The organism is Clostridium estertheticum, from assembly GCF_018861295.1.
Lineage (GTDB): Bacteria > Bacillota > Clostridia > Clostridiales > Clostridiaceae > Clostridium_AD > Clostridium_AD estertheticum_D.
Window position 1 is genome coordinate 59726 of record NZ_JAHLDM010000020.1, and the last position, 24484, is coordinate 84209.

Annotated in this window: 27 protein-coding genes; 7 read left to right on the plus strand and 20 right to left on the minus strand. The window is 30.6% G+C overall.

Going from position 1 to position 24484, the window contains the following annotated elements; translation table 11 throughout:
• Positions 1–201 precede the first annotated feature (201 nt).
• The 5 genes from KPL54_RS17780 to murI form a co-directional block, all read right to left on the minus strand.
• On the minus strand, positions 202–867 hold the full coding sequence (locus KPL54_RS17780; RefSeq protein ID WP_216107832.1) for a S24 family peptidase: 666 nt from the start codon (positions 865–867) through the stop codon (positions 202–204).
• A 165-nt stretch (positions 868–1032) separates the two neighbouring features.
• Positions 1033–1410 carry a DUF3783 domain-containing protein gene (locus KPL54_RS17785; protein WP_216107833.1) on the minus strand — a complete coding sequence of 126 codons (378 nt, stop codon included), beginning with the start codon at positions 1408–1410 and terminating at the stop codon, positions 1033–1035.
• A 41-nt stretch (positions 1411–1451) separates the two neighbouring features.
• Positions 1452–1970, minus strand: coding sequence for a peptidylprolyl isomerase (locus KPL54_RS17790; RefSeq protein ID WP_216107834.1), 519 nt, complete (start codon positions 1968–1970; stop codon positions 1452–1454).
• A 141-nt stretch (positions 1971–2111) separates the two neighbouring features.
• Entirely contained in the window at positions 2112–2552 is a 441-nt protein-coding gene (locus KPL54_RS17795; RefSeq protein WP_216107835.1) for a hypothetical protein, read from the minus strand.
• 344 nt (positions 2553–2896) lie between these two features.
• Positions 2897–3670: a glutamate racemase gene (murI, locus tag KPL54_RS17800; RefSeq protein WP_216107836.1), complete on the minus strand. Its 774-nt coding sequence runs from the start codon at positions 3668–3670 to the stop codon at positions 2897–2899.
• Between the two features lie 175 nt (positions 3671–3845).
• On the opposite strand from murI, the gene KPL54_RS17805 reads away from it, so the two are divergent.
• A complete protein-coding gene (locus KPL54_RS17805) occupies positions 3846–4142 on the plus strand; it encodes a hypothetical protein (protein ID WP_216107837.1) in 297 nt (98 codons plus the stop codon).
• Between the two features lie 162 nt (positions 4143–4304).
• Here the strand turns inward: KPL54_RS17805 and KPL54_RS17810 are convergent, their stop codons facing one another.
• The 13 genes from KPL54_RS17810 to KPL54_RS17870 all read right to left on the minus strand — a co-directional run bounded on the left by KPL54_RS17810 (position 4305) and on the right by KPL54_RS17870 (position 17678).
• Entirely contained in the window at positions 4305–5768 is a 1464-nt protein-coding gene (locus KPL54_RS17810; RefSeq protein WP_216107838.1) for a HAMP domain-containing sensor histidine kinase, read from the minus strand.
• The gene (locus tag KPL54_RS17815; protein ID WP_216107839.1) at positions 5761–6453 is read right to left on the minus strand and encodes a response regulator transcription factor; all 693 of its coding nucleotides are present in this window, start codon (positions 6451–6453) and stop codon (positions 5761–5763) included. Before KPL54_RS17815 ends, KPL54_RS17810 begins: the two co-directional genes overlap by 8 nt.
• A gap of 77 nt (positions 6454–6530) precedes the next feature.
• Complete coding sequence (locus KPL54_RS17820; protein WP_216107840.1) at positions 6531–8198, minus strand: ABC transporter ATP-binding protein; 1668 nt, start codon at positions 8196–8198, stop codon at positions 6531–6533.
• A complete protein-coding gene (locus KPL54_RS17825) occupies positions 8191–9924 on the minus strand; it encodes an ABC transporter ATP-binding protein (RefSeq protein ID WP_216107841.1) in 1734 nt (577 codons plus the stop codon). The genes KPL54_RS17820 and KPL54_RS17825 overlap by 8 nt, the downstream gene beginning before the upstream one ends.
• A gap of 443 nt (positions 9925–10367) precedes the next feature.
• Complete coding sequence (gene rlmH / locus KPL54_RS17830) at positions 10368–10847, minus strand: 23S rRNA (pseudouridine(1915)-N(3))-methyltransferase RlmH (protein WP_216107842.1); 480 nt, start codon at positions 10845–10847, stop codon at positions 10368–10370.
• A gap of 140 nt (positions 10848–10987) precedes the next feature.
• Positions 10988–11785, minus strand: coding sequence for an ABC transporter permease subunit (locus KPL54_RS17835; protein WP_216107843.1), 798 nt, complete (start codon positions 11783–11785; stop codon positions 10988–10990).
• A 60-nt stretch (positions 11786–11845) separates the two neighbouring features.
• Positions 11846–12643 carry an ABC transporter permease subunit gene (locus KPL54_RS17840; protein WP_216107844.1) on the minus strand — a complete coding sequence of 266 codons (798 nt, stop codon included), beginning with the start codon at positions 12641–12643 and terminating at the stop codon, positions 11846–11848.
• A gap of 5 nt (positions 12644–12648) precedes the next feature.
• Positions 12649–13533: an ABC transporter ATP-binding protein gene (locus KPL54_RS17845; RefSeq protein WP_216107845.1), complete on the minus strand. Its 885-nt coding sequence runs from the start codon at positions 13531–13533 to the stop codon at positions 12649–12651.
• Positions 13534–14028: 495 nt separating this feature from the next.
• Positions 14029–14526: an SEC-C metal-binding domain-containing protein gene (locus KPL54_RS17850; RefSeq protein WP_216107846.1), complete on the minus strand. Its 498-nt coding sequence runs from the start codon at positions 14524–14526 to the stop codon at positions 14029–14031.
• A gap of 94 nt (positions 14527–14620) precedes the next feature.
• Positions 14621–15184, minus strand: a complete 564-nt coding sequence (locus KPL54_RS17855; protein ID WP_216107847.1) for a GerMN domain-containing protein — start codon at positions 15182–15184, stop codon at positions 14621–14623.
• 66 nt (positions 15185–15250) lie between these two features.
• A complete protein-coding gene (locus KPL54_RS17860; RefSeq protein ID WP_216107848.1) occupies positions 15251–16036 on the minus strand; it encodes an MBL fold metallo-hydrolase in 786 nt (261 codons plus the stop codon).
• A gap of 25 nt (positions 16037–16061) precedes the next feature.
• Entirely contained in the window at positions 16062–17318 is a 1257-nt protein-coding gene (locus KPL54_RS17865) for a UDP-N-acetylglucosamine 1-carboxyvinyltransferase (protein ID WP_216107849.1), read from the minus strand.
• Positions 17319–17516: 198 nt separating this feature from the next.
• Positions 17517–17678 (minus strand): DUF1540 domain-containing protein, encoded by a 162-nt coding sequence (locus KPL54_RS17870; RefSeq protein ID WP_216107850.1) that lies wholly within the window; start codon positions 17676–17678, stop codon positions 17517–17519.
• A 235-nt stretch (positions 17679–17913) separates the two neighbouring features.
• Here KPL54_RS17870 and KPL54_RS17875 point away from each other — a divergent pair, with 235 nt between their 5' ends.
• The 6 genes from KPL54_RS17875 (at position 17914) to KPL54_RS17900 (ending at position 22039) form a co-directional block, all read left to right on the plus strand.
• Complete coding sequence (locus tag KPL54_RS17875; protein WP_216107851.1) at positions 17914–18462, plus strand: hypothetical protein; 549 nt, start codon at positions 17914–17916, stop codon at positions 18460–18462.
• Between the two features lie 39 nt (positions 18463–18501).
• Positions 18502–19053, plus strand: a complete 552-nt coding sequence (locus tag KPL54_RS17880; protein WP_216107852.1) for a 2'-5' RNA ligase family protein — start codon at positions 18502–18504, stop codon at positions 19051–19053.
• Positions 19040–19525 (plus strand): dUTP diphosphatase, encoded by a 486-nt coding sequence (locus KPL54_RS17885; protein WP_216107853.1) that lies wholly within the window; start codon positions 19040–19042, stop codon positions 19523–19525. Before KPL54_RS17880 ends, KPL54_RS17885 begins: the two co-directional genes overlap by 14 nt.
• A gap of 58 nt (positions 19526–19583) precedes the next feature.
• Positions 19584–20012 carry a DMT family transporter gene (locus KPL54_RS17890; RefSeq protein ID WP_268038624.1) on the plus strand — a complete coding sequence of 143 codons (429 nt, stop codon included), beginning with the start codon at positions 19584–19586 and terminating at the stop codon, positions 20010–20012.
• A gap of 131 nt (positions 20013–20143) precedes the next feature.
• On the plus strand, positions 20144–21337 hold the full coding sequence (locus tag KPL54_RS17895) for a S8 family serine peptidase (protein WP_216107854.1): 1194 nt from the start codon (positions 20144–20146) through the stop codon (positions 21335–21337).
• 192 nt (positions 21338–21529) lie between these two features.
• Positions 21530–22039, plus strand: a complete 510-nt coding sequence (locus tag KPL54_RS17900; protein ID WP_216107855.1) for a ferritin — start codon at positions 21530–21532, stop codon at positions 22037–22039.
• Positions 22040–22167: 128 nt separating this feature from the next.
• Here the strand turns inward: KPL54_RS17900 and KPL54_RS17905 are convergent, their stop codons facing one another.
• Positions 22168–23400: a competence/damage-inducible protein A gene (locus tag KPL54_RS17905; protein ID WP_216107856.1), complete on the minus strand. Its 1233-nt coding sequence runs from the start codon at positions 23398–23400 to the stop codon at positions 22168–22170.
• 60 nt (positions 23401–23460) lie between these two features.
• Positions 23461–24408: a phosphoglycerate dehydrogenase gene (locus tag KPL54_RS17910; protein WP_216107857.1), complete on the minus strand. Its 948-nt coding sequence runs from the start codon at positions 24406–24408 to the stop codon at positions 23461–23463.
• Positions 24409–24484 lie beyond the last annotated feature (76 nt).

Here is a 24484-nt window from a genome sequence, read left to right on the forward strand (position 1 = left end):
CTCTATTGATTATCCTTTATTTTTAAAATCAATAGTTAATTCCCCATTAATTCATAGCCGTTATTACATGCTTCATGCATACTTTCTATTATAAACCATCAGTAGTGTTTTGTTAATACTATTAATTATTAATTAATCATTTTTATTCTATAATTAATGTTAAATTTCATTTATAAATAGTATATCTACCATAAAAGATAATTATAACTTAAACTGTATGCTATCTAGTTTTGCAATTACCTTGATGTCATTGTGAGGAACTGTATCTGTTTTCAATGAAATTCTATTACTTATTAAGAGCACTTTGTTACTATCTAGTTTTTTTATCTGCCTTAATACTCTTTCTCCATTATAATCTAATAATGAAATAGCATTGTTTTCAATTTCATGAGTCAAATGTGCAAAAGCAATATCTCCACTACAAATTCTGAACCCAAGCATATCATCATTTTCTATTTCTAAAAATAATACTTTATCTTGAGCGTATCCTTCTACTTTATTTGATATTATTGGCATTTGTTTCTTACCTATAGCTTTAACTAAATCATATTTATAAATAGCAACATCTTTTAAAACTGAACTAAAAGCATCGTTCCAAACTTCATTTACTTTTCCTGCGATTGGTCTCTCAAGTTTTGGATTTCTTTCCTCCCTCTCCACAGCATCTTCAAATGCCACAGACCTATCTTCTATTTCTTCTCCTAAAATCTTAGATATTTTTTCTAAAAGTTTTTCATTTATAACTTTTTTACCTAATTCGATATCATTAATAAAACCTTCAGAAACTCCAATTTTTTTACCTAATTGTTTTTGGCTTACCTCTTTTGTTTCTCTTACTTGTTTAATTCTGTCTCCTACTCTACTCATAATTTTCCGCCTTTCCAATTGAATAATTGTTTTTAATCATTTAATTATAATTTTACACCATTTCGGGTCTATATAAAAATTTTTATTTAAAATTTATATTTATATATACAACGAAATATAAATCCTCTGCTTATAGCAGAAGATTTATATTTTGGATCATGTACCTTATTTACTTTTCTTGTAAGCTTCTCTTTCTGCAATCAGATGACGCATAAGATAGCTAACTGTCCAATTAATAGATGTCGGTGTAACTGCTGCAAGTATTGTCTCACTGCTTTTAATTTGTCTTATATCATCAATTAGCTCATACAATTCCTTATCAGCAAAATTACTAAATATAAGTAATTTTTCATTAGGTAATTCAATATTACCCTCTATTTTTTTAATATCTTGTAATACTTCTCTAATTGTTACGTTACCCATATTTTTTTCAATTACTATGCAAGGTAATATATTTTGTTTTACTAGTAAATCATTAAATTTTTCTTCATCTGCACCAGTTAGTCCATATGCAAGGATAACTTTTTCATTAATAAGATCCACACTATATCCCCCCTACAATTTATTATTTTATTTATATATATTTACTTTATTTTTTTTGGTTCACTGTACTTAATTCCTAAAGTATCAACACTCATATCTTTTATCTTTTGCTCTTTGTTTGGTTTATCTCTAAAATCTCTTTCGACCTTAGCTATTTCTAAAACATTTTCCATTCCTTCAGTTACTTTACCAAAAGCTGCATAACTTCCATCTAAATGATAAGAATTAGCCACCATAATAAAGAACTGGCTTCCTGCTGAATCTGAATCATTAGATCTAGCCATTGATAAAACACCCGTTGAATGTTTTAAATCATTTTTAAATTTATTAGAAGAGAACTCACCCTTTATAGAATAGTCTGGTCCACCAACGCCTGTTCCTTCAGGACAGCCACCTTGAATCATAAATCCTGGAATTACTCTATGAAAAACAAGTCCATTATAAAAGCCCTTATTTATAAGGCTAATAAAATTATTTACCGTGTTTGGTGCAACCTCTGGATATAACTCAGCCTTTATCACTTTTCCATCTTGCATATTAATTGTTACTATTGGATTCATATATTTACCTCTCCTCTTGTTATGTATTCATTATAAATTATATCACATTTTATATCATTTACTATTTTATATATATAAGGACACCCTCAAAAATAATTAGTAAGTCCTACCTATTCTTAAGAATGTCATCCTATTCATAAGTTAAATATTTTCCTTACCAACGCTTATTCGTAAACTCATTTTTTCTTGTGGTTCTTCTAATTTTATTTGGATATTTCCTCCAGGAAGTATTATCAAAGAATATTTTTCTAGCATGTCTATCTCTCGATTTATGTCGATATTAACTATATCTATTTCTAAGTTATCTAAGGGCTCTCCTTTGTCATACTTATAGCCAATGGCGAGCCCCCCGAATGTAGTTGTATCTTTCAATTGTTTATCATCATTTGTAATAATTAAATGCGCAGTGTTCTTATTCTCTTCAACTTTACATACTAAATGATTTATAACACATAAGCAATTATTTTGCACAGGATTGTCTATAGTTATGCAATTAATTTTATTTATCCTTTCAATTTTCATATTAAATGTATCCTGATCTACGTAGCATTCATTATCTTTTTTCAATTGAAATACTCTCATTTTATCACCTTATTTCTGTTGTTTCTTTTTATAGTTTATACTATTCACCTAGTCATACTATTGCTATAATTAATTTAATTTTAGATATATATTACATACACTATTAAATCATCTCCTGGGTCGCTGCAACAGCTTCGAAGAAGATGCATTGACGACTTCAGAAGGAAATTTATTTTCCCACTGAAGTTTTCCATTTATTAAAGTATGCAACTCCCACTTGTAAAATTGGGCGACTTTCCTTCTGAAATGTCGTTAAAACAAAAACAGCCTAAAACTAATTTAATTAGTCTTAAACTGCTTTTATATGTATATACAATAATTTCTCTTAAATCCTTTTAATAAGATTATAGTTTTAATAATTTATAACTTAAATCTATTGTATTATCATTCGTAGAGGAACTATATATAGTTACAATACCCTTTGTCTTCTTTTCATTTAAAAGATTTTTACAATTAAGTTGTCTTTTTAGTTGATTCACAGTGCCTATACTTCCATCAATTATAATAGTTTTTTCTCCAACAATCTTAATTAATTCTTTTTTTATAAATGGATAATGAGTACATCCAAGCACTATAGCTGCTACGTCTAAATGACTAAACTCTTTTAACTTTTCTTTTAAGTACTCATTAATCTCATCGCCATCTATAATTCCATTTTCGATAAGCTCAACTAGGCCCGCACAAGGCAAAGGTATTATATCGACTTCTTTGTTGTACAACTTCATTAAATTATCGAACTTTTTTTCAGTTAAAGTCATAGGAGTTGCCATAATAATTACGCTTTTACCCCTACTAACTTCTACAGCAGGCTTTAGTGCTGGCTCTATACCAATTATAGGTATATCTTTATATTGCCTTCGAAGTGCATCAATAGCCGCACTAGTAGCAGTATTACAAGCAATCACTACTACTTTTACCCCTTTTTCCAAAAGAAAATCTACCGCTTTAAACGTTAATTTCCTAACTTCATTTACATTTTTAATTCCATAGGGTGCATTTAATGAGTCTCCAAAATAAACAAAATCTTCATTGGGAAGCACTTTTAAAGATTCCTTTAACACACTTATTCCACCTACTCCTGAATCAAAAAATCCTATCGGTCTTTCTCTATTATTCACATTATCACCACCATATTAAAATTAACAATTCTAAAAATAATCTATAATTTATAACAAATTAAATATATTTATTGGTGTACAAGCATTTATTAGTCACATATACACATTCTCATAAATAGTATGTTATTGAGTCTACCCATTTAATTTAAATTATACCATAAAAGGAGGAAGTGTTATGCCTTCAGGCCCTAATTTATACAAAATTAAAGATTCGATAAGCAACGGAATCGAGGTTTTATCAAACAAATCTGAAGATTTTATTGAAATATCTAAACTTAAATATAAACTCCATTCTGAAGAAAATAATATGGATAATCTCTATCGCGATCTTGGAAAAGAATTATACTCAATTTTCAAAAGCAATAGTCATATTGATTCGTCTTTATTAGATTACTGTAATGCTTTAAAAAAAATAGAAAATCGTATAAAGCATCTTGATAAAGAAATTAACAAAGTAAATAGAAGTAAATAAATGATATAAAAGCATATTAAATCATCTCCTGCGGAGCTGCAATATTAACGACTTCAGAAGGTAACTCCCCCTTAAGACGCGGGAGTTACCTTCTGAAATGTCGTTAAACTGCACCCTACCTACAATGCAAGGTGCAGCTAGCTTATATTTAAAACTCCTAATCTATATATTGTCTATGCTCTTATTTAATTTTATTATAAATTTGCAACCCTTATTTATATCCTGCACCAAAGTTATACTTCCTCCATGTTTTTCAATTATAGCTTTTGATATTGCAAGACCAAGCCCTGTACCACCATTTCTAGAATTTCTCGTAGTATCTACGCGGACAAAAGGTTCAAAAATGTTGCCTTGAAATTCCTTAGGTATCCCTACTCCATTGTCCTCAATAATAATTGAAGCAACATTATTATCTAATAAAAGCTTTATACTAATAGTAATACCTGGGCTATTATATTTAATACTATTTAATAAAATATTGCTTAAGGCTCTATCTAAGTTCTTTCTATCAAATGGAATTTCCAATTCATCTTCCGTAATACTAAATTCATATAAAACGCCTTTTTGCTCCATAATTGGAACATATCCTGCAATGAGTTCTCGTAAAAACTCACCTATATCATGATTTCTTACATCCAATTTATATTCTGTACTTTCAACACGTGAAAATTCAAAGAGATCTTGAATTAGGTCGTTTGCTCGTCTGCTATTGTTGTTAATAACTTTTAATAACTTATTTCTATCCACTATTTCAATATCATCATTCTCTAACAAAAATTCTGAATATCCGAGTATACTTGTTAATGGATTTTTTAAATCATGTGATATATCAAGGATCATCCTTTTCCTGTTATGCTCTGCCTTCTCCTTTAACAGCTTCTCATCTTGTATCTTTTCTGCCATTAAATTAAATGCATCCTTTAATTGCCCAATTTCATTTAAAGAGTTAATTTCAACCCTTGTCGAATATTCTCCATTTTTTACAGTGTTAACACCCTTTAAAAGTTTTTTTAATGGTTTTACAAACATCATTGATGTAAGTTTAGAATAAAGTACCATTGTAGATAATAAAAATATAAATATTATAAATGGAAATATTGTTAAAAAAGTAAATCCATTATTCTTACGTTTACTAACCTCTTCCAATTGCTGCTTATGTTCGAAGCCCCATGTATAAGCATCAAATATACTGTTTGGCATAGCTGTAATTAGGATAAACTCTTTCTTCGTACCATATTTACTAGAATAAAAATAACCATCCTTTAAATTATTAGTAATCATATCCTGATAATACTTTTGTGGGTATTTAAATCCTACTTTATGCTTACTACCATTTTCCATAACGATAACTAAATTTTTATCAAGCACTTCAACATAGCCCTTATGTTTTATAAAATTTGTTACGTTTATATCTTTATAATTTTGCTTTATAATATACTCAGCTGTTGATTTATCTGTTGGTAGATCCACATAATTAGCAGAAAAATAAACCAATAAAGTTACCATTGTTAGCATAAATATTGCAATTATAATAATTAGAAATATAATATAATTTTTAAATAATTGAGTAGCCATTTTCTTGCTCTTAAAGTAAAGTCCTATTTTTTTTAACTTTTTTCTATTCATTATGCTGTAACTCCATTTTATACCCTATACACCTTATTGTTTTTAAATATTTTGGATTTTTAGGGTCTTCTTCAATCTTTTCCCTAATATGGCTTATATGTACCATGATAGTATTTGAGTCTCCATAATATGGATTACACCATACTATTTCATATAGCTGTTTTTTAGTGTATACCTTCCCTGGATTCTCTAAAATAAACTCTAATAACCTATATTCCTTTGGATTTAAAGCTAAAGGAATATTATTTTTATAAATACAACAACTATCCTTGTCTAACATTAACTCTCCAACAACTATTGCAGTTTTATGAGTTTTATTAGAATATTTATAATACCTTCTGAGCTGAGCCTTAACCCGTGCAATTATTTCAATAGGACTAAATGGTTTTATTACATAATCATCTGCCCCTAGTCCAAGACCAAGTATTTTATCTGACTCTTCTTCCCTTGCAGTTATAAAAATTACTGGGATCTCACTAGTTTCTCTAATCTTTTTAAGAACTTTAAATCCGTCAATTTTCGGAATCATAACATCAAGTAGTGCAATGTCTATATCTTTATTTTCAAATATATTTAAAGCTTGAAGACCATCTTCTGCCGTAAAAATCTTATATCCTTCTTTTGATAAATGAATTTCTAGCAATTCTCTTATATCTTGTTCATCCTCTACAATTAAAATATTCATTATGTATCCCTCCCATCTTTATACATTGTAACCCCAAAGTTAACTTCAACTCAAATAAAATATTTAATCATATAATACTACCCGGCAACAATACTCTGTTGCTCTTCTTCACCCATTCTAAAAACTCTGTCCGCATTTTCAATAGTTGAGAGCCTATGCGCAATGATTATAGTTGTTCTGGTCTTTCCATATCCATCTATAGTACTTTTAATAAGTCTTTCCGACTCCGAATCAAGGGCTGATGTGGCTTCATCTAATAAAAGTATAGGCGCATTTTTAATGATAGCCCTTGCAATAGCTATTCTCTGACATTGTCCACCTGACAGTCTTATGCCTCTTTCACCAACAAATGTCTCATATCCTTGTGGCTGCTGTCTTATAAAAGTGTCTGCATTTGCTGCTCGTGCTGCTGCAAATATTTCTTCATCCGTGGCATCTTCTCTTCCATATCGAATATTTTCCATAATCGTGGTGTTAAAAAGTGTCGCTTCCTGTGGCACATAAGCAATCATATCACGGATTTCACTCAAAATCATATCAGAGAGGTTCTTTCCACCGATAGATATCCCCCCTGAATTAATTTTATAAAATCCAAGCAAAAGCTTTGCAACAGAACTCTTTCCACTTCCGCTTTCCCCAATAATTGCTAGTGTTTCGCCTTCTTTTACGAAAAGGTTAAAGTCCTTTAGCACCAATTTATCTTGTGTATATCCAAAGTTAACCTGATTAAATTGAATATATTCTGCTTGATTAATGTGCTCGGCTTCCCATCTTAAAGGTTCTTCTTCTATGTTAAGAAAATCGTATATTCTCTCTGTTCCTGCAAGACTATTGTAAAACATCGGATAATACTGACCAAACTCTCTAAAATTGGCATCGAGAGCCGTTTGTAAACTCATTATTGCAAGGATGTTACCATATGTAGTAAGTCCCTGTTTTACCATTATTGTTCCAAGCAAAAGAAAAACCAACATATTCAACATAGATATAAAAAAATTATAAGAAGTAAGCAAAGCTGTTATTTTACTATTTTTCATACTAAGCCTAGAAACTTCACTGTTATCTTTCTTAAAATTCTCTCTCATACCGCTGGCAAGTTGATACATTTTTATTATTGACATGCCTCCTACAATATTTCCTATGGTAACTGTCATATTACTCATTTGTTTCTGAATTTTCTTCGTTGTTGCTTTGAGCTTTTTAGCTATGTAGGTATTCGCAGTAAGTGTAATTAGGTTCAATGTTAATATTATAAGTGTAATTCTGTAATCAAATACGAACATAGGAATCAAATAGATCACTATGGTTGCAAGAGAAGCTACGGTACGTCTAAAGTGTCTCATAAAAATTACAGCTACCACCCATGTATCGTTTTCAAAGATAGACAATATCTCACCGCTATGCCTCTTTTCATAATAATTCACATCTATTTTATTAAACTTCTCATATACAGCCTTATTCAAGTTACAATGACCGTATTTTGCCCTGCAATTAAACATAAATGTAAACACAGGAAGCAACAACACCATTAAGATCATATAAATGACAAGCATAGCAATCATTTTAAAAATGAACCACATACTCTCTGGTGCACCAATATCAAGTAGCATCTTTAAAAGATACGATTCTAACAATGCACTGCTTGATTGTAACAGTGTCATTCCTATTATACCCGTAAAATACACAAAATAATGGCCTTTTAGAAACACGAAAGTATTCTTCAAATCTTTATACAATTCATGCATCTTGCTCACCTGTATTACCTAAGACTTGATTGCTATAAAGCATAGTATATACCCCTTTCTTTTCTAATAGACCTTCATGTGTTCCATTTTCAGCTATAATGCCATGACTTAATACATATATTTCATCTGCATTAATAATCGTTGATAAGCGGTGCGCTATGAGAATGACTGTTTTGCTTTCACTATAATTTTCGATGGCCTTTTGGATTAGCTTTTCTGATTCTACATCAAGAGCTGATGTCATTTCATCTAGCAAAAATATAGGTGCATCCTTTAAAAAAGCACGTGCAATGGCGATGCGCTGTTTCTGCCCTCCTGAAATATTAGTTCCTCTTTCAGATAAAACCGTCTGATATCCCTCTGGCATACTCATTATAAAATCATGGGCATAAGCTTTTTCAGCCGCTTGTATTATTTCATTAAATGAGGCATCAGGCTTACCATAGGCAATATTTTGAGCAACTGTACCTTCAAAAAGATATGTATCTTGTGCTACATAGGAAATATTCTTTCTTGCCTTCTCAATGTCCCACTCCATTATATTTTTACCAAATAAACGTACTTCTCCTTGGGTAGTTGTATAAAATCCCAATAACAACTTAAATAAAGTACTCTTACCGCTTCCACTCGAGCCAACAAGTGCAATTGTTTTTCCTTTTGGTATAACCAAACTTATATCATTGAGTACATTGTCTGACGTTTTATTATTATCTTTACCATAGGAAAAAGAGACATTATGAAGTTCAAATGCTATCTCACTTTCAAAAGCTTCTCCTGTTCCAAAGGCTTCTTCGCTAAGTTCCACAATTTCCATCACTCTGTCCACAGAAACCATAGCTTCTTTAAACTCTGTTACATATCTTGTAAGTTCTGAAAGGGGTTTTGATACATTCTGTAATAACAAGATAAAAGCTACCATTTCACCATTTGTAATATTGCCCTGATAAGCATTATAAAACCCTAACATTATGGAAACAAACATAGGCGCTGACCTAATGACATATTTATAAGGTCCTGCTTTGACCACTAACTTCTCATAAGCTACAAAATATGAAGTTGCCTGTTCCATATTTTCATCAAAATATTTTTTACGTCTGCCTCTAAGATTATATGCTTTCTCAATTTTAATACCATTTACAGTGTCTTGTGCGATTCCCATAACCTCATCCATCTTCTTGCCGAACTTTTCCATTGTATCATAAGTAGGTGCTGCCACCTTCTTAGCAACTGCCACTGCAACAGGTATACATAGAGCACTTACAAGTGTCATTGTAAGATTAAGTGTCAAAAGATATATAAAACAGCAGACAAAAATAATCATGTTGCTTAAAAATTCGGGCAATCCTCCAGACATATAATCAGCTACGCTACTCATATCATGAAGTATTCTATTATTGATACTGCCTGAAGATTCATTTTCAAAATACTCGTATTTGCTGTTTATTAGCTTATCATTAGTTATATTTCTAAGCTTCTCTATCAGTCCAATTGAAAACTTAGACCTGATAATCACCCCACTATAGCTTAGTCCAATTCCAAAAAACGTTATAATTACAAATTGAACAAATATTCCAAGCATCTTTCCCTCGTCAATGCCATGGTCTACTGCATTTTTGGCAAAATTACTTACTATGATTGTTATACCTGCAATCCCTATATTCATTATGAGCTGCAGGATAAACAACACTTTCTTATCTGACAGCTTCCATATCTTTAATATATTCATTTCCTAATACCCCCTGGTTAGTAAAACATAATTTGTTTGTTTACTATTTACCCATGCGTAAAGCTTTACATTAAAAACTGCATTTACTTATGCACTGCTCACCATATGATTAGCCGGTGAGGTTTTTACACTATTAAAGACACCCAATATGATTTTACTTCATATTAGGTGTCTTTAAACTATATGCTCTTTTAGGTGTTATATACTTATTCTATCATTATTTACATCTATATACAATATTTGCGATTTTTCAAACCTAATTAATTATTATAATAGTTTTGTAAAATAAAAAAATACATCCCCATTAACATTATTCTAATAAGAAGACATATTTATTAATTCAAATGTGTAAATTTAAAAAGCAACCTATTAACTCAAAATACACCAATTTATTTCTAACACCGCAAACCCTTATACATTAGACTTTATATTAAAAAACCACTCTACTTATGATACGGTTCCCCACTTATTATTCTAAATCCTCTATAAATCTGTTCAAGTAGCATAACTCTAAATAGCTGATGTGGGAAAGTCATCTTCGAAAAACATAATTTATAATTGGACCTTTCTAAAACACCTTTAGACAAACCTAATGATCCGCCAATTACAAAAACTATATTACTAATGCCTCTTACTCCTAAATCCATTATGTAATTTGAAAATTCCTCTGAGGATACCATATTTCCCCTTAATTCTAGAGCAATAACAAACATATTATCCTTTATATTCTTAAGTATAACCTCTCCTTCTTTTACTTTTATTAATGTCTCTTCTTTTTCAGAAGCATTATCTGGCGTTTTTTCATCACTTAACTCAATTATATTAAGTTTACAATATCTAGATAATCTTTTTGTGTATTCATCTATAGCACTTCTTAGGTATTTTTCTTTTATTTTCCCTACACATATTATAGTTATGCTCATTTTAAATCTCCTTTAATTTACTTATATTCCAATTGTCATACATATAATATACTATTGCATAGCATATATCAAACTTGACTATTAAAAAGAAATAACATGGGGCAAAACCCCATGTTACAACCAATATATTAACACTATTACTATATACTTAAATCTCTCTTTTTATAAAATACATATGTGATTTTTAACATTACTAAAACAATTATAGCTGATAATATTACAAAACTCAATTGAAAACCACTACCTAATATTAAATCCTTAGCTTCATAATATTTAAATGGTGTTAAATATTTAAGATTTTTGAGCTTACCATTTAAATCTATTACCATGGATAGTATATATGTTATTAAAAGAACTGCTGTAGATATGGATGTAGCTGTTTTAGGCTTTTTACATACTGCAGCTATAGCAGTTCCAATAAACATAAATATGAGCTGCAAAATAAACATTCCACCCATTAAGGTTACTATTTCAGCACTTATATGTTCACCCTTGCTATATTTACCCACTACTACGATTGAAGAAACTAAAGTAATAGCATTAAATATTAAAATATTCATAAGTGCTGCTGCTAATTTTGCTGTTATGACTTCATTTCTTGAAATAGGTTTTGAAAATAAAAACTCTGCGGTTTTATCACTTTCTTCCTTTGAAATTATATTAGAACCAAGCATAGCCGCATGAATAGTTGCCATAAGCGCTAAGTATAAAAATAGCATTCCATAATAGCCACTAGCCTTTGACAAGTCAAAGCTACCTATACCAAATAGTGTCTGCATAGATTTTGGCATTTGAGCAAATAAATTATTCATGGACTGACCAGAAGATGATAATGCAACATATTTTCCCATACCACCTACAACCATAAATATTATACCAACCGCCCATATGATAAGTGCCTTTCTATGAGCCTTCATTTCTATAATAAACACATTCATAAAATAACCTCCTGTTAATAATCCTAATTAACTATCAATAACTATAATTTTTTACAACCTCTAAGCAGCATGAACATCTTTTTTAGAATATATAAGATAACTGCAAATAATTGCGAAAGCAATAAATACTATCCCTACTATTATAAATGAGATTTCATAACTAGAATTTTTCAAAATGTATGTTGAGTCAAAATACTTAAATGGTGTTATATACCTCATAGTGTTATCGCCTAACGTCGCTTCAAACATACCAATAATAAAAAACGCAAAGACAGTCCCAAGAGAGATAGGTAGTACTGATTTACTTTTAGGAATTAAAACAGAAATTATAATTCCTAAAGCAAGAAACATTAGCTGAATAAAAAATAATGTAATAGAAATCATAAAAAATATTTTATAACTGTATTTTTCTGTTGCTACAAGTGACACCATAATACTAGAGGCCACAAGGTAAACTACATTCGTAATTACAAGGCAACTTAAAGATGCCAAAAGCTTTGATGTCATTATCGCCCTTCGAGTAACAGGTTTAGTTAAAAGAAAATCTGCTGTTTTATTACGAACTTCCTTTGATACAATAGAGGTTCCTAAATTCATAGCTTGAATGGTACCACAAAGTGTTGTATATAAAAACATGTAGGAATAAAAGGCTAAAACAGAAGACATGCTATCTACAGAGAACCCCATCGCTTTTCTTACCGGCTCTGGAAATCCTTTCATAACTTCTTTAAAAGCATCGGCTTCCTTTGAAAAAGAAGGAAACATTGCAAGAAAAAGAACAACAAGAGTTATTAAAGAAACAGTCCATATAATAGTCGATTTTCTATAAGCCTTCAATTCATGAAGAAACATATTCATATCTTTTAGTCCTCCTTTTCATAATAGTGCATAAAGATTTCTTCAAGGTCTGGTTCTTCAATCCAAATGTTTTTTATTTCAACTTCAGAAATCTTTTTCATAATAAAATTAATATTACCGCTAAATATAAAACTTACTATACTACCATTTATCTCTAAATTGCTCACGCCGCTGATCTTAAAGTGATTATCATCTGTTTTCGATTTCATCTCAATTTTAAATTTTTTATGATTATTTTCCTGTAGTGTACTAATCTTATCAAGCTTTATTATTTTACCCTCTTTAATAATTGCAACACGATCACATAACCTCTGGACTTCACTTAAAATATGAGAAGAAAGTAATATTGTCGCACCCTTTTTATTTTCCTCTTCAAGTAGTTCAAAAAACTTTTGTTGCATAAGTGGGTCAAGTCCACTAGTAGGTTCATCAAGTATTATAAGTTTAGGTGAATGTAGTAGCCCTTGAACAATACCAACTTTCTTTTTATTTCCAAAAGATAAATCATCTATTTTCTTATTAAGATCAAGATCCATTATTCCAGCTAGTTCTATAATTCTTTTGCTACAATCTTTCTTGTAAAAACTAGCTGAATACTTTAATAAGTCTATAACCTTCATATTGTCATAATAAAAAATTTCTGATGGCAGGTATCCTATCTCCTTTCTTATCTCAGGACCAAATTCTATACAGTCCTTTCCAAAAATTGTAGCACTACCACTAGTTGGATAAACAAGAGATAATAAAGTTCTTATTGTTGTTGATTTCCCTGCCCCATTAGGCCCGATAAATCCCAAAATTTCACCCTGCTTAACATTAAAACTCACATCTGTAATTCCTCTTGATGTGCCATAACTTTTAGTCAAATTCTTAATTTCAATAACATTCATTTTTTTATCCCCCTATATACTTTCCTAATCCCTCTATATGCGTTTTAACCCTAATACCTACCCCTTTATTCAATTCACAACGAATCCATAGCAATTACACTTATTTTAATAAAAATATTTCAAAATAATCTTTTTCATCAAAATTAAACTTTTCGTACACTTTCTTTTCAAAAATTTTCATTGCGTATTCATACAAAAAAAACTCCTTTCTGGCCAATATAGTCATAATATTACTCCGATGATTGAAAATAACAAGCCCTAAAAAATAAAACTTCAAAAAGTAATAAACCTTGCCACAAAAGCAAAGTTTATTACTGTAATTAATTTTTTATATAATTAAATCATCTCCTGCGGAGCTGCAACAGCTTCGAAGAAGATGCATTGACGACTTCAGAAGGAGATGTATACTCCCACTGAAGTTTTCTATTTGTTAGGGTGTGTAACTCACACTTATAGAAATTGGAGACTTTCCTTCTGAAATGTCATTAAACTAAATTATTTTCCACAACATTTCTTATATTTCTTTCCGCTTCCACAAGGACATGCATCATTTCTTCCAACTTTATCATTATTAACTACCATTTTAGAATCTCTATATGACCTTTGAATTTCTTTTCTCTTTTCCTTTGAAAAAATCCCTTCCCATTGTGGAAGTTCATATAAATAATCTGCTTTTGCATCCAACATATTAAAATAAAGTTTTTCAAAATCTACTTTGAAATTAACTTTTGTGTCACTTTCAGTTTTTTCTAATTGTACAGGTTCTAAAAGACTATCATTTATTCCATCAGTAAACCCCATAAAATATATGTTAGATACTTCAAATTGTTTAGCAAGTTCTTCCATCGTACCCTCAACCTTATCTGTATGGTTTGCTAATAATTTAGTATAAATACGTCTTTCAATTTCGCCATAGTCATGCCAAAACGCAGCTTCTCCCCTACGTTTAACATAATCAACCACCATATCTGTCCATTCTTTATATAAACTCATCCTCTATTCTCCTTCAAATCATAATATATTTATTATATCTCTTTATTATAATAAATACTTCACAAATTAATATATTTGTGCGTTTTTTTACTATTTATTTCTTTAATAGCGTTAATCCTTCTTTACTAAAAGGCTTAGATACATCAAAATTTCCACCTATAGTATCGATATCATTATTCTCAAGTGTCAGTTTGATTTTTTTTATAGACGACAATTGAGTTAATGATGCCGCTATACTTTGAAGGCAACTTTTTTCTTTCGCCTCTGACATATTTATTTTAGCTTCTTTGCTTAAATTTACATAGGCAATATTATCTTTAATTGAAAAACTAAGTAGTCTAGTTTCTTTAGGAAGTACTGGTTTCAACTCACTTTTTACAGTAGGTCCTTTTATAAGTTCCTGAATTATAGTCTCACCAATGAGCTCTTCCTTATTAACAATTCTCTCATCTTTAACTACTTTCACTGTAGATCCATCTTTAGTACCATCAAAATAAATACCCAATTGAATAAAGCCATCCTTTTCTAGAGGTAGTTTTAGATTTTCAAGTTTTTCTTTATTGGTGACGCTTTTCTCATCTTTTTCTTCACAGCCTGAAAATGCCATTGTTGACGCAACTAGAACAGAACATACTAATATTTTGATTGCTTTTTTCATATTTGACCTCTCCTTTAATAATTCACTAAAGTATTGAATCTACTGAGGTAGTAATATTTATTTTTCTTAAAATTCAATTAAATTACTTGGCATATCTCTCTTAGCTAAATTCAAAGAAATATCCTTACCTATTTCAATATTGTTTTCTTTAAGAATATTAACTACTGTTTGATAAGCTAAATCCGGAAAATTATTTGTTTTACTTAAGTGACCTAAAATGATATGTTTGTATTTATTATTCATAATATCCACTATGGCTTGGCCACATGCATCATTAGATAAATGACCTACATCACTTAATATTCTTCTTTTTAATGAATATGGATATGGTCCAAATTTCACCATTTCTACATCGTGGTTACTCTCGAGTAAAACCACATCAGCATCTTTTATTATATTCTTTACTTCCTCGGAAAAATAACCTAAATCGGTAGCTATACAGGCTTTCTTTTTTTCGGTATATAAAGCATATCCTATAGGTGCTGCTGCATCATGTGATAATTTATAATTTGTTATATGCATATCCATTATATCCACAGAATTATTATTTATAATTCTTATATTATCTTCTTTTATATTCCCTATCTTGCTCTCCATAGCTTTCCAAGTGTCTTCATTTGCGTAAATCGGTATATTATATCTTCTTGAAACAATACCAGCACCCTTTATGTGGTCAGAGTGTTCATGAGTAATAAAAATACCATCGAGATCATTAGGGTTTTGATTTATATATTTAAGCGCGCCTTCAATGCTTTTTCCCGGCATACCCGCATCCACTAAAATTTTTGTATTTTGTGACGCTACAAATATACTATTTCCACTACTTCCACTATATAATGGACAAAAAATCATAATTATCTCCTTTAATTTAAAATTGTTATATAGTAACTCTCTTTATGTCTGCACCTATATTTCTAAATTTTTCTTCTATATTTGGGTATCCTCTATCAATATGTTCTATACCTAGAATTTCTGTAGTACCTTCTGCTATAAGCCCTGCAATAACTAAAGCTGCTCCCGCTCTTAGATCTGATGCCACTACTACAGTTCCTTTAAGTTTGATTACACCATCAACTGTAGCAACAGTTCCTTCAACATTTATATCAGCACCCATTTTTTTTAATTCATCCACTTGTTTAAATCTAGATTCATAGATACTTTCATTTATTATACTTCTTCCCTCTGAAATACAAAGCAATGCATTCATTGGTTGTTGCACATCTGTTGGAAATCCTGGATAAGGTAGTGTCTTAATATTTACAGCCTTAAGTCTTCCTTCGGCCTTGACCGTAACACTATCTCCACCTTCAATTACCTCTGCCCCCATTTCAATGAGTTTTGCAGAAATTGATTCAAGATGTTTTGGTATAACATTATTTATAGTTACCTCTCCACCACAAGCAGCTGCTGCTATCATAAAGGTACCTGCTTCAATCTGATCTGGGATTACACTATAGTTACATCCTGTTAATTCCTCAACCCCTATAATCCTTATAACATCTGTACCTGCACCTTTAATATTAGCTCCCATAGAATTTAAAAAGTTAGCTACATCAACAACATGTGGTTCTTTTGCAGAATTTTCTAAAATAGTTGTACCTTCTGCAAGCGTTGCGGCTGTCATTACATTTATCGTTGCCCCTACAGTAACAACATCAAAATAAATACTAGTTCCGATTAACCTGTCAGCCTGAACATTTACAGCACCATTCTCAATAGTCACCGTTGCCCCGAGTGCCTCAAAACCTTTTATATGTTGGTCTATTGGTCTAGCCCCTATTGGACACCCTCCTGGAAGTTCTACTCTAGCCTTTTTAAACCTAGCTAAAAGCGCACCAATCAAATAATATGATGCTCTCATTTTCCTTACATCTTCTGTATTAGCATTTATGCTAATTATACTTGTGCTATCTATTGTAACTGAATCTTTTTCTCTTTTAATTTCGCAGCCTAGATTTTCCAATATTCTTTCAATACAATTTACGTCTTCTATATCCGGAATATTTTCAATGATACATTTACCCTTACTTGCTATTATAGCTATTGGTAAAATTGCTACTGCTGCATTTTTTGCACCACTTATTTCCACTTGACCAAGGATACGTCGACCCCCGTTAATTACCAATTTATCCATATTTGTATCATCCTCACTATACCTTATATATTAAGTATTTTTATTTTTATACATACAACTCAATTATACCATATCTATATTATATTCTAGCACTTATTTTAAAAATGTGAAATAATATTGTTATGTTTAACACAATATTTATAATTTCTACTTATATAATATAAAAATCACCCGTAAAAAATACGGGTGATTCTTATATTATTTCATTGTCTTAAAACTACCGCAATCTGTACATTCTGGTGTTTTAGCAACACTTTCATGTTTTACGACATCAATTTTGTTTAAAGTACAAAAATTGTCATCTTTACAATGATATTCACATTCACTTACTACACAACCTATACTATTGTTATGCTCCATAAAAAACGCCTCCCTTTATTTAGTACAAATCTATTATTAGTATTATTAATATAATTTATTCAACTAATAAAAACTTTATATATATGCTTATGTATCTTAACAAAATCAAAATAATGTTGATTACATAAATTTACACAAAAAATACAAAGAACAAAAATTATGTTATAATAAACTTATAATTTAATCAAAATAATATTAACCAATCTTGGTTATTAATTTCACTTGGAGGACAAAAATGAAATATTTTTTAGTTGCACTATTTGATGATTTATCAAATTCTATAGTTCAGAATATTCAAAGGGATATTTGTAGAAAATATAAACTATACAAAAGCTCCCCTAGCCTTTATATAAATGTGAGTACTATTACAAATCCTGATGTAGACAAATTAGATGTAGTTATTTCTAAAATTTTGGCTCCTTATAAACACTTTAAGGTGGGTATAAACAATAGCATTGAATTAACTGATAATTCAAGTCAAGTTAATCTTAAAGTCGAAGATAAAGGCTACATTTTTCGTATAGCAAGAAATATTACAGACACTTTAGCTTTACATGGTTTTAACGTTAAAACTGATGATGATATTATTGATTTGCGTATTTTAATAGCTAACGCCAATCATATTATTAAAAAATCATACAATGTAGGAACCATTTCTATTGATGCAACCTTAGCTAAAGATGACTTTTTAAAATTTGTAAAGGTTTCTAGACTAGAATTGTGGAAACAAGTAAGTAATAAAAAAGAAATGTTAGTTAAAACTTATGAACTAAGAAAATACTAAAAACCATAAAAATACGTTATAGGTTTAAGGAGGATAAAGATGATTTATTACTTAGTTGGCTTATTTGATGAAATTTCCTATGAATATATGGAATCTATGCAAAAATCACTTTGCAACAAATATAATCTGTATAGGCCTGATACAAATTTGCCGAAACTTCATATAACTTTAGAAATAATAACTAATCCTAGTCTTTGTGATTTAGATGTTTCTTTAAAAAAGATTCTTAAAGATTATACTAAATTTGAAGTTAAATTAAATGGTGTAATATGTTTTGACCCTCCCTTTAAATCTGTAAACTTAAATATTGATAACAAAGGTACTATATATGAGTTATCTAAAAATATAAATTCTACATTAAATACACAAGGCTTTGCTGTTAGAGAACATATTGAAAATTGGAATTTACATATTTCACTTGCTAATACAACTTTCGCGGATAGAGAATGGTCTAATAACGAATATCTAGCAGCTTGTAACTTAGCTAAAGATGAAAATTTTTCAAGAACTATAACAATTAATGCTATAGAGCTTTGGAAACCTATAAATAATAATGATGAAATGGTGGTTAAAAAATATGAACTTACATAAATTATTTCAGATGCAAAATACTTTAGACCATAGAATTGAAACGCAGCATCATCTTGAAGGCACACCCTTGTTTAACAAAAAAATACTTTCCCTTCAAGTAGAGCTCGGTGAACTCGCAAATGAAACTCGTTGTTTTAAATTTTGGAGTACAAAAGCGTCATCAAGTAAAGATATAATTCTTGAAGAATACATTGATTGCCTCCACTTTATTTTAAGCTTAGGACTTGAGAAAAATTTTCAGGATATTACCTTCAGCATGAAAAATATAACCTGCGAATTGTCTGAGCAATTTTTAAATTTATATATAACAATATCAGATTTTGCAATTTCTTCTTCCTTAGATAACTATTTGAGTATCTTTAATGACTTTTTAAGTTTAGGTCAAAGTCTAGGTTTTTCTGAAGAAGATATTGAAAATGGATATTTTTATAAAAACAAGATTAACCATGAAAGACAAGATAATGGATACTAAAATATTTTAATATTACAAAACATTCTGGGTAAGCTATCTTAAAGGAGTGTGATTGTAATTGGGCATAATATTTTCTGTAATCGCAGGTATCTGTATGAGCCTTCAAGGTGTTTTTAATACAAGAGTAAGTGAAAAAATTGGATTATGGGAAACTAATGCTTTTGTCCAATTTACTGGTTTAATTTTGACTTTAATAGTACTTCTTATAGCCGGAAATGGTAATTTCAAAGCAATAAAAGATGTAAATAAATTTTATTTGCTTGGGGGAGTCTTAGGTGCCATAATTATATTTTCTGTAATGCTCGGCATTACAAAAATGGGGCCAACTTGTTCTATTGCAATTATATTAGTCGCTCAACTACTCGCTGCTGGTATAATTGATAGATTTGGATTATTTGGAGCTACCCAGCTTAGATTTGGCTCTTCTAAATTTTTAGGCGTTGGCATAATGATTTTAGGCATAATAATATTTAAGTGGAAAGGGTAATACACCCTTTTTATTTTTTTATAATTTTATTGGCTTTTTACATCCTTGTTAATAATACTTTTCTTTTTTATTAACATATCTTAAAAGTTTGCATATACTATAACAGTGCAACAATACATTAGGAGGCATGCATGTTTTCCTTCAAAAACAAGTTGGATCCATCTCTCAAACACGCTTTGTTAAATAACCTATATGACAACTATAGGGTAATAATACATTGTAAATCTCTTGAAAACAAGACCGTTAATAAGATAAAATCACTAAAATGCGATATTCTACGTCATATTTCCTCTATAAATTGCATTTGTGCTATTTTGACCTCAAGTGTTATAGATAGGATGCTCGAATATCCGCAGGTAACATATATAACCTTTGATTGCTATGCGTATTTATGTGGCAGTAGTGTCCTAGCGTCTAATGGTGTTTCCTTCCAAAGTAATTACAACTTAACCGGAAACGGTATCGGCGTTGGAATAATTGATAGCGGTGTGTATCCGCATTATGACCTACTAAATCCTAATAATAAGATTAAAAAATTTATAGATGTAGTTAATAATTTAAACTATCCTTATGATGATAATGGTCACGGCACCTTTATGAGTGGACTTATTTGCGCTAGTGGTTATGCTTCAAAAGGCATGTACAAAGGCGTCGCAAAAAATAGTCATCTTTATGTTATTAAGGCATTCGATAAGCTAGGTAAGGGGTTTATATCGGATGTTTTATTTTCACTTGAAACTCTAATTAATGAAAGTAACGACTTCAATATTAAAATCATTTGTCTCCCTTTTGAAACTCTAGAAACTAATGAATTTGTGCTTTCTTTGTTCGCGAAACTTTTCGATTTAGCAGTATCAAAAGGTCTTGTGGTAATAGTACCTAGTGGAAGCAATAAAAATGTTAAGAGTTCAATCCGCGGCATAGCTACGCTTAATAACTGTATAACTGTAGGTGGTTATGATAGCGTTAAAACCCCTATCATATATGAGTATTCGTCATGTGGCCCTTTTCATAAACTCGATAAACCAAATTTAATTGCTGCCTGCGTTGATATTTGTTCTTTGATATCCGACACACAATTCATCTCTGAAAAAAATGGTATAAAACTTTATCCGCATGGCATTGATAATCTATATACAACCTACACAGGAACTTCCTGCTCTGCTGCCTTTGTAAGTGGTATATGCGCTCTCCTCTATGAAAACAATAAGGATTTATGTTTCAAAGATACACTAGCATTACTAAAGATATCCTCAAATTTAATAAACTTCCCAAAATATATGCAAGGTGCAGGCATTATAGATTTGGAGAAATTATTACCTTAAATTATTACTATATATTATATAATTATTGTCTACAAGAAAATATATGGTGTATAATATAGATATTGTTTAATATTTATAATTAATTAAAAATGATTATTACCATTTAAACAATAATATTTACTATTACTAATTAACATTTCTAAGGGTATGATCATTATTTTATACTACCCTCGAAATACTAGGAGGATTATTATGATAAGCGAAAGATTGTTCACTGAACTAAACAAACAAATGAATTTTGAATTTTACTCTGCACACCTTTATTTAGCTATGGCAGCTTATTGTGCTGCTGAGGATTTTGACGGATTTTCTAATTTCTTTAAAGTACAAGCCGAGGAAGAGAAATTCCATGCTATGAAATTTTATAACTATATAAATGAAATGAATGGACGTGTAACTCTAGAAGGGATGCCTAATCCTCAAAACGATTATAAATCTCTCATTGATGCTTTTAAAATTGCATATTCACATGAGAAAATTGTAACAAGCAAAATTTATAATCTCACAGACATTGCAACAGATGAAAGAGAACATGCAACTATAAGCTTGCTTAAGTGGTTTATTGATGAGCAAGTGGAAGAAGAAGCTACTTTCAACGGTCTTATAAAAAAACTTGGAAGAATTAACGATGACCCAACAAGTATTTATATGCTTGATAACGAACTCGCAACAAAAGTTTTCATTCCGCCTGTTACTAAATAAACTATATATATTAATAAAAATAACATATATTTCAATATAATTGTAATCTAGACGTAAAAAAACAGGTGTAAATACCTGTTTTTTTACTTCTATACCTTTTTATTATCCATAATATAAAATCAATTATATTATAATAACTCCCTCCGAACCCAGTCTAGCAACTGCTTAGTCGCTCTCACGCGAACTTTTTGCCTATCACCTAACAATTTAAGCATCTTGGTTTTAACTTGACCATTAATGTATAAGCCTACATATACAAGACCTACAGGTTTTTCATCACTTCCACCACCAGGCCCTGCAATTCCAGTAGTTGATATTCCAATACTAGTACCCGCAGTTTTTGCTATCCCTAACGCCATTTCTGCTGCAACTTCACTACTTACTGCACCATACTTATCTAAGGTTTCTTTTTTAACTCCTAATCTATTAATTTTAGCATCATTAGTATAAGTTACTGCCCCCTCCATAAACACAGATGATATTCCAGGGTAACTTATAAGCGCTGCTGCAACCATTCCACCTGTGCAAGACTCAGCTGTTGCTATAGTTAGCTTTTTATTAACTAACATTTCGCAAAGTACACTTTCTAAAGTTACCTCGCCTTCTCCATAAATGTTATCATTACCAAGTCTGCTACGTATTTTAGCTTCCATAGGCTCCATAAGCTTTATGCCTTCATCGTAAGTATTAGCCTTTGATGTAATTCTAAAGGTTACTTCTCCTTCTTTAGCATAAGGTGCAACGGTGGGATTAGTTTGCGTTTCCAATATATCTCCTATCATTTCTGCTGCGCTGCCCTCACCTACACCAATAACTCTTAGTACCTTTGAAACTAATACACCTTGCTGAAACTTTTCAAGATATGGCACTACACTCTCCTCAAACATAAGTTTCATTTCCCAAGGTGGTCCAGGTAAAAGTGCAACTATCTTTTCATTTTCTTCTATTATACATCCTGGTGCTGTACCATTATTGTTAGGAAGTATTACTGCATCCACTGGAAAATACGCCTGTTTCTTATTACTTTCTACCATTGGTCTATTAGACTTTTTAAAATAGTCCTCAATAATTTTCAAAGAAGCCTTGTGAACCACACTTTTCTTTCCAAAATACTCAAAAGCTACCTCCTTAGTTAAATCATCCTTTGTAGGTCCAAGGCCGCCAGTAGTTATAACTAAATCAGCTCTACTAAAAGCTAATCTATATGCTTCTAAAAGTCTTTCTGGATTATCTCCAACTACCGATTGATGGTATACTGATATTCCCAGATCCGCTAATCTCTTAGCAATATATTGTGCATTTGTGTTTACTATATCTCCTAGTAATATCTCTGTACCTACTGCTAATATTTCTGCTTTCATAATTGTTTCCTCCTATTGGTGCCACCCACATGGCAAGTGGCATCTAAATATTTATATAATCTAATATCCCCTTTTTAAATTTACAATATTTACAAGTTTATCGTTAATTATATATCTTTTCATATTTTCATATATAGTCTCAAACCTTCGCTCATTTCTCATCTGTGAAATCCATGAATTATGTGAAGTTAGTATAATATTATCTAATTCCCAAAGCTCACTATTGTCTTTTAAAGGTTCCTCTTCATATACATCTATTGCAGCACCCGCTAGTTTACCATTCTTTAGGCTTTTAATTAGAAAATGTTCGTCTACAATATTTCCTCTAGCTACATTTATAAAAAAAGTTCCATCTTTCATCGAACTAAATATATCCTCATTAATTAAATGATATGTGGATTTAGTATACGGCACGGTTACTACAACAACATCACATAATTTAAGCATTTCACGGAGTTCATCCATAGCATAACATCTATCAAAATATTCAGCATCATGTCCACTTGTATTTACGCCAAATACAGTTACTCCAAAACCTTGAAATCGCTTAGCCGCTTCATTAGCTATTGTACCTGTCCCTATAAATCCTATAGTTTTACCATATAGCTCAAGGAGACTTGTATCCATTTTCCATTTTCTATCGACTTGATTTTTATATAATTTTTTACTGTTTTTTAGCATCTCAAGGGTTTTTAAAACAATCCACTCTCCCATAGGAATACTGTATCCACCTTTATTATTTGTAATTATAATAGAACTCTTTTTAACATACTCTACTGGCAATTGGTCAATTCCAATGCTCGATAATTGAATCCATTTTAGTTTCTTCATTTTTCTTATATCAAGAGTCTTAAAAGGATCATAACAAACTAAAACTTCTATATCAGCAAGCTCTTCATTATAAATTAGATTTTCCTCTGAAATCACCTTTATATCATACCCAAAAGCTTCTATATCTTTCCTTTTTTCGCCACCGTAGTTATATGTGAAAAGCGTCTTAATCGCCATGTATATCCTCCTTTTAAGAAAAGATGCCACTTACCTCGTGGGTGGCACCTTTCTTTGAAAAAAAGGTGCCAAAAGG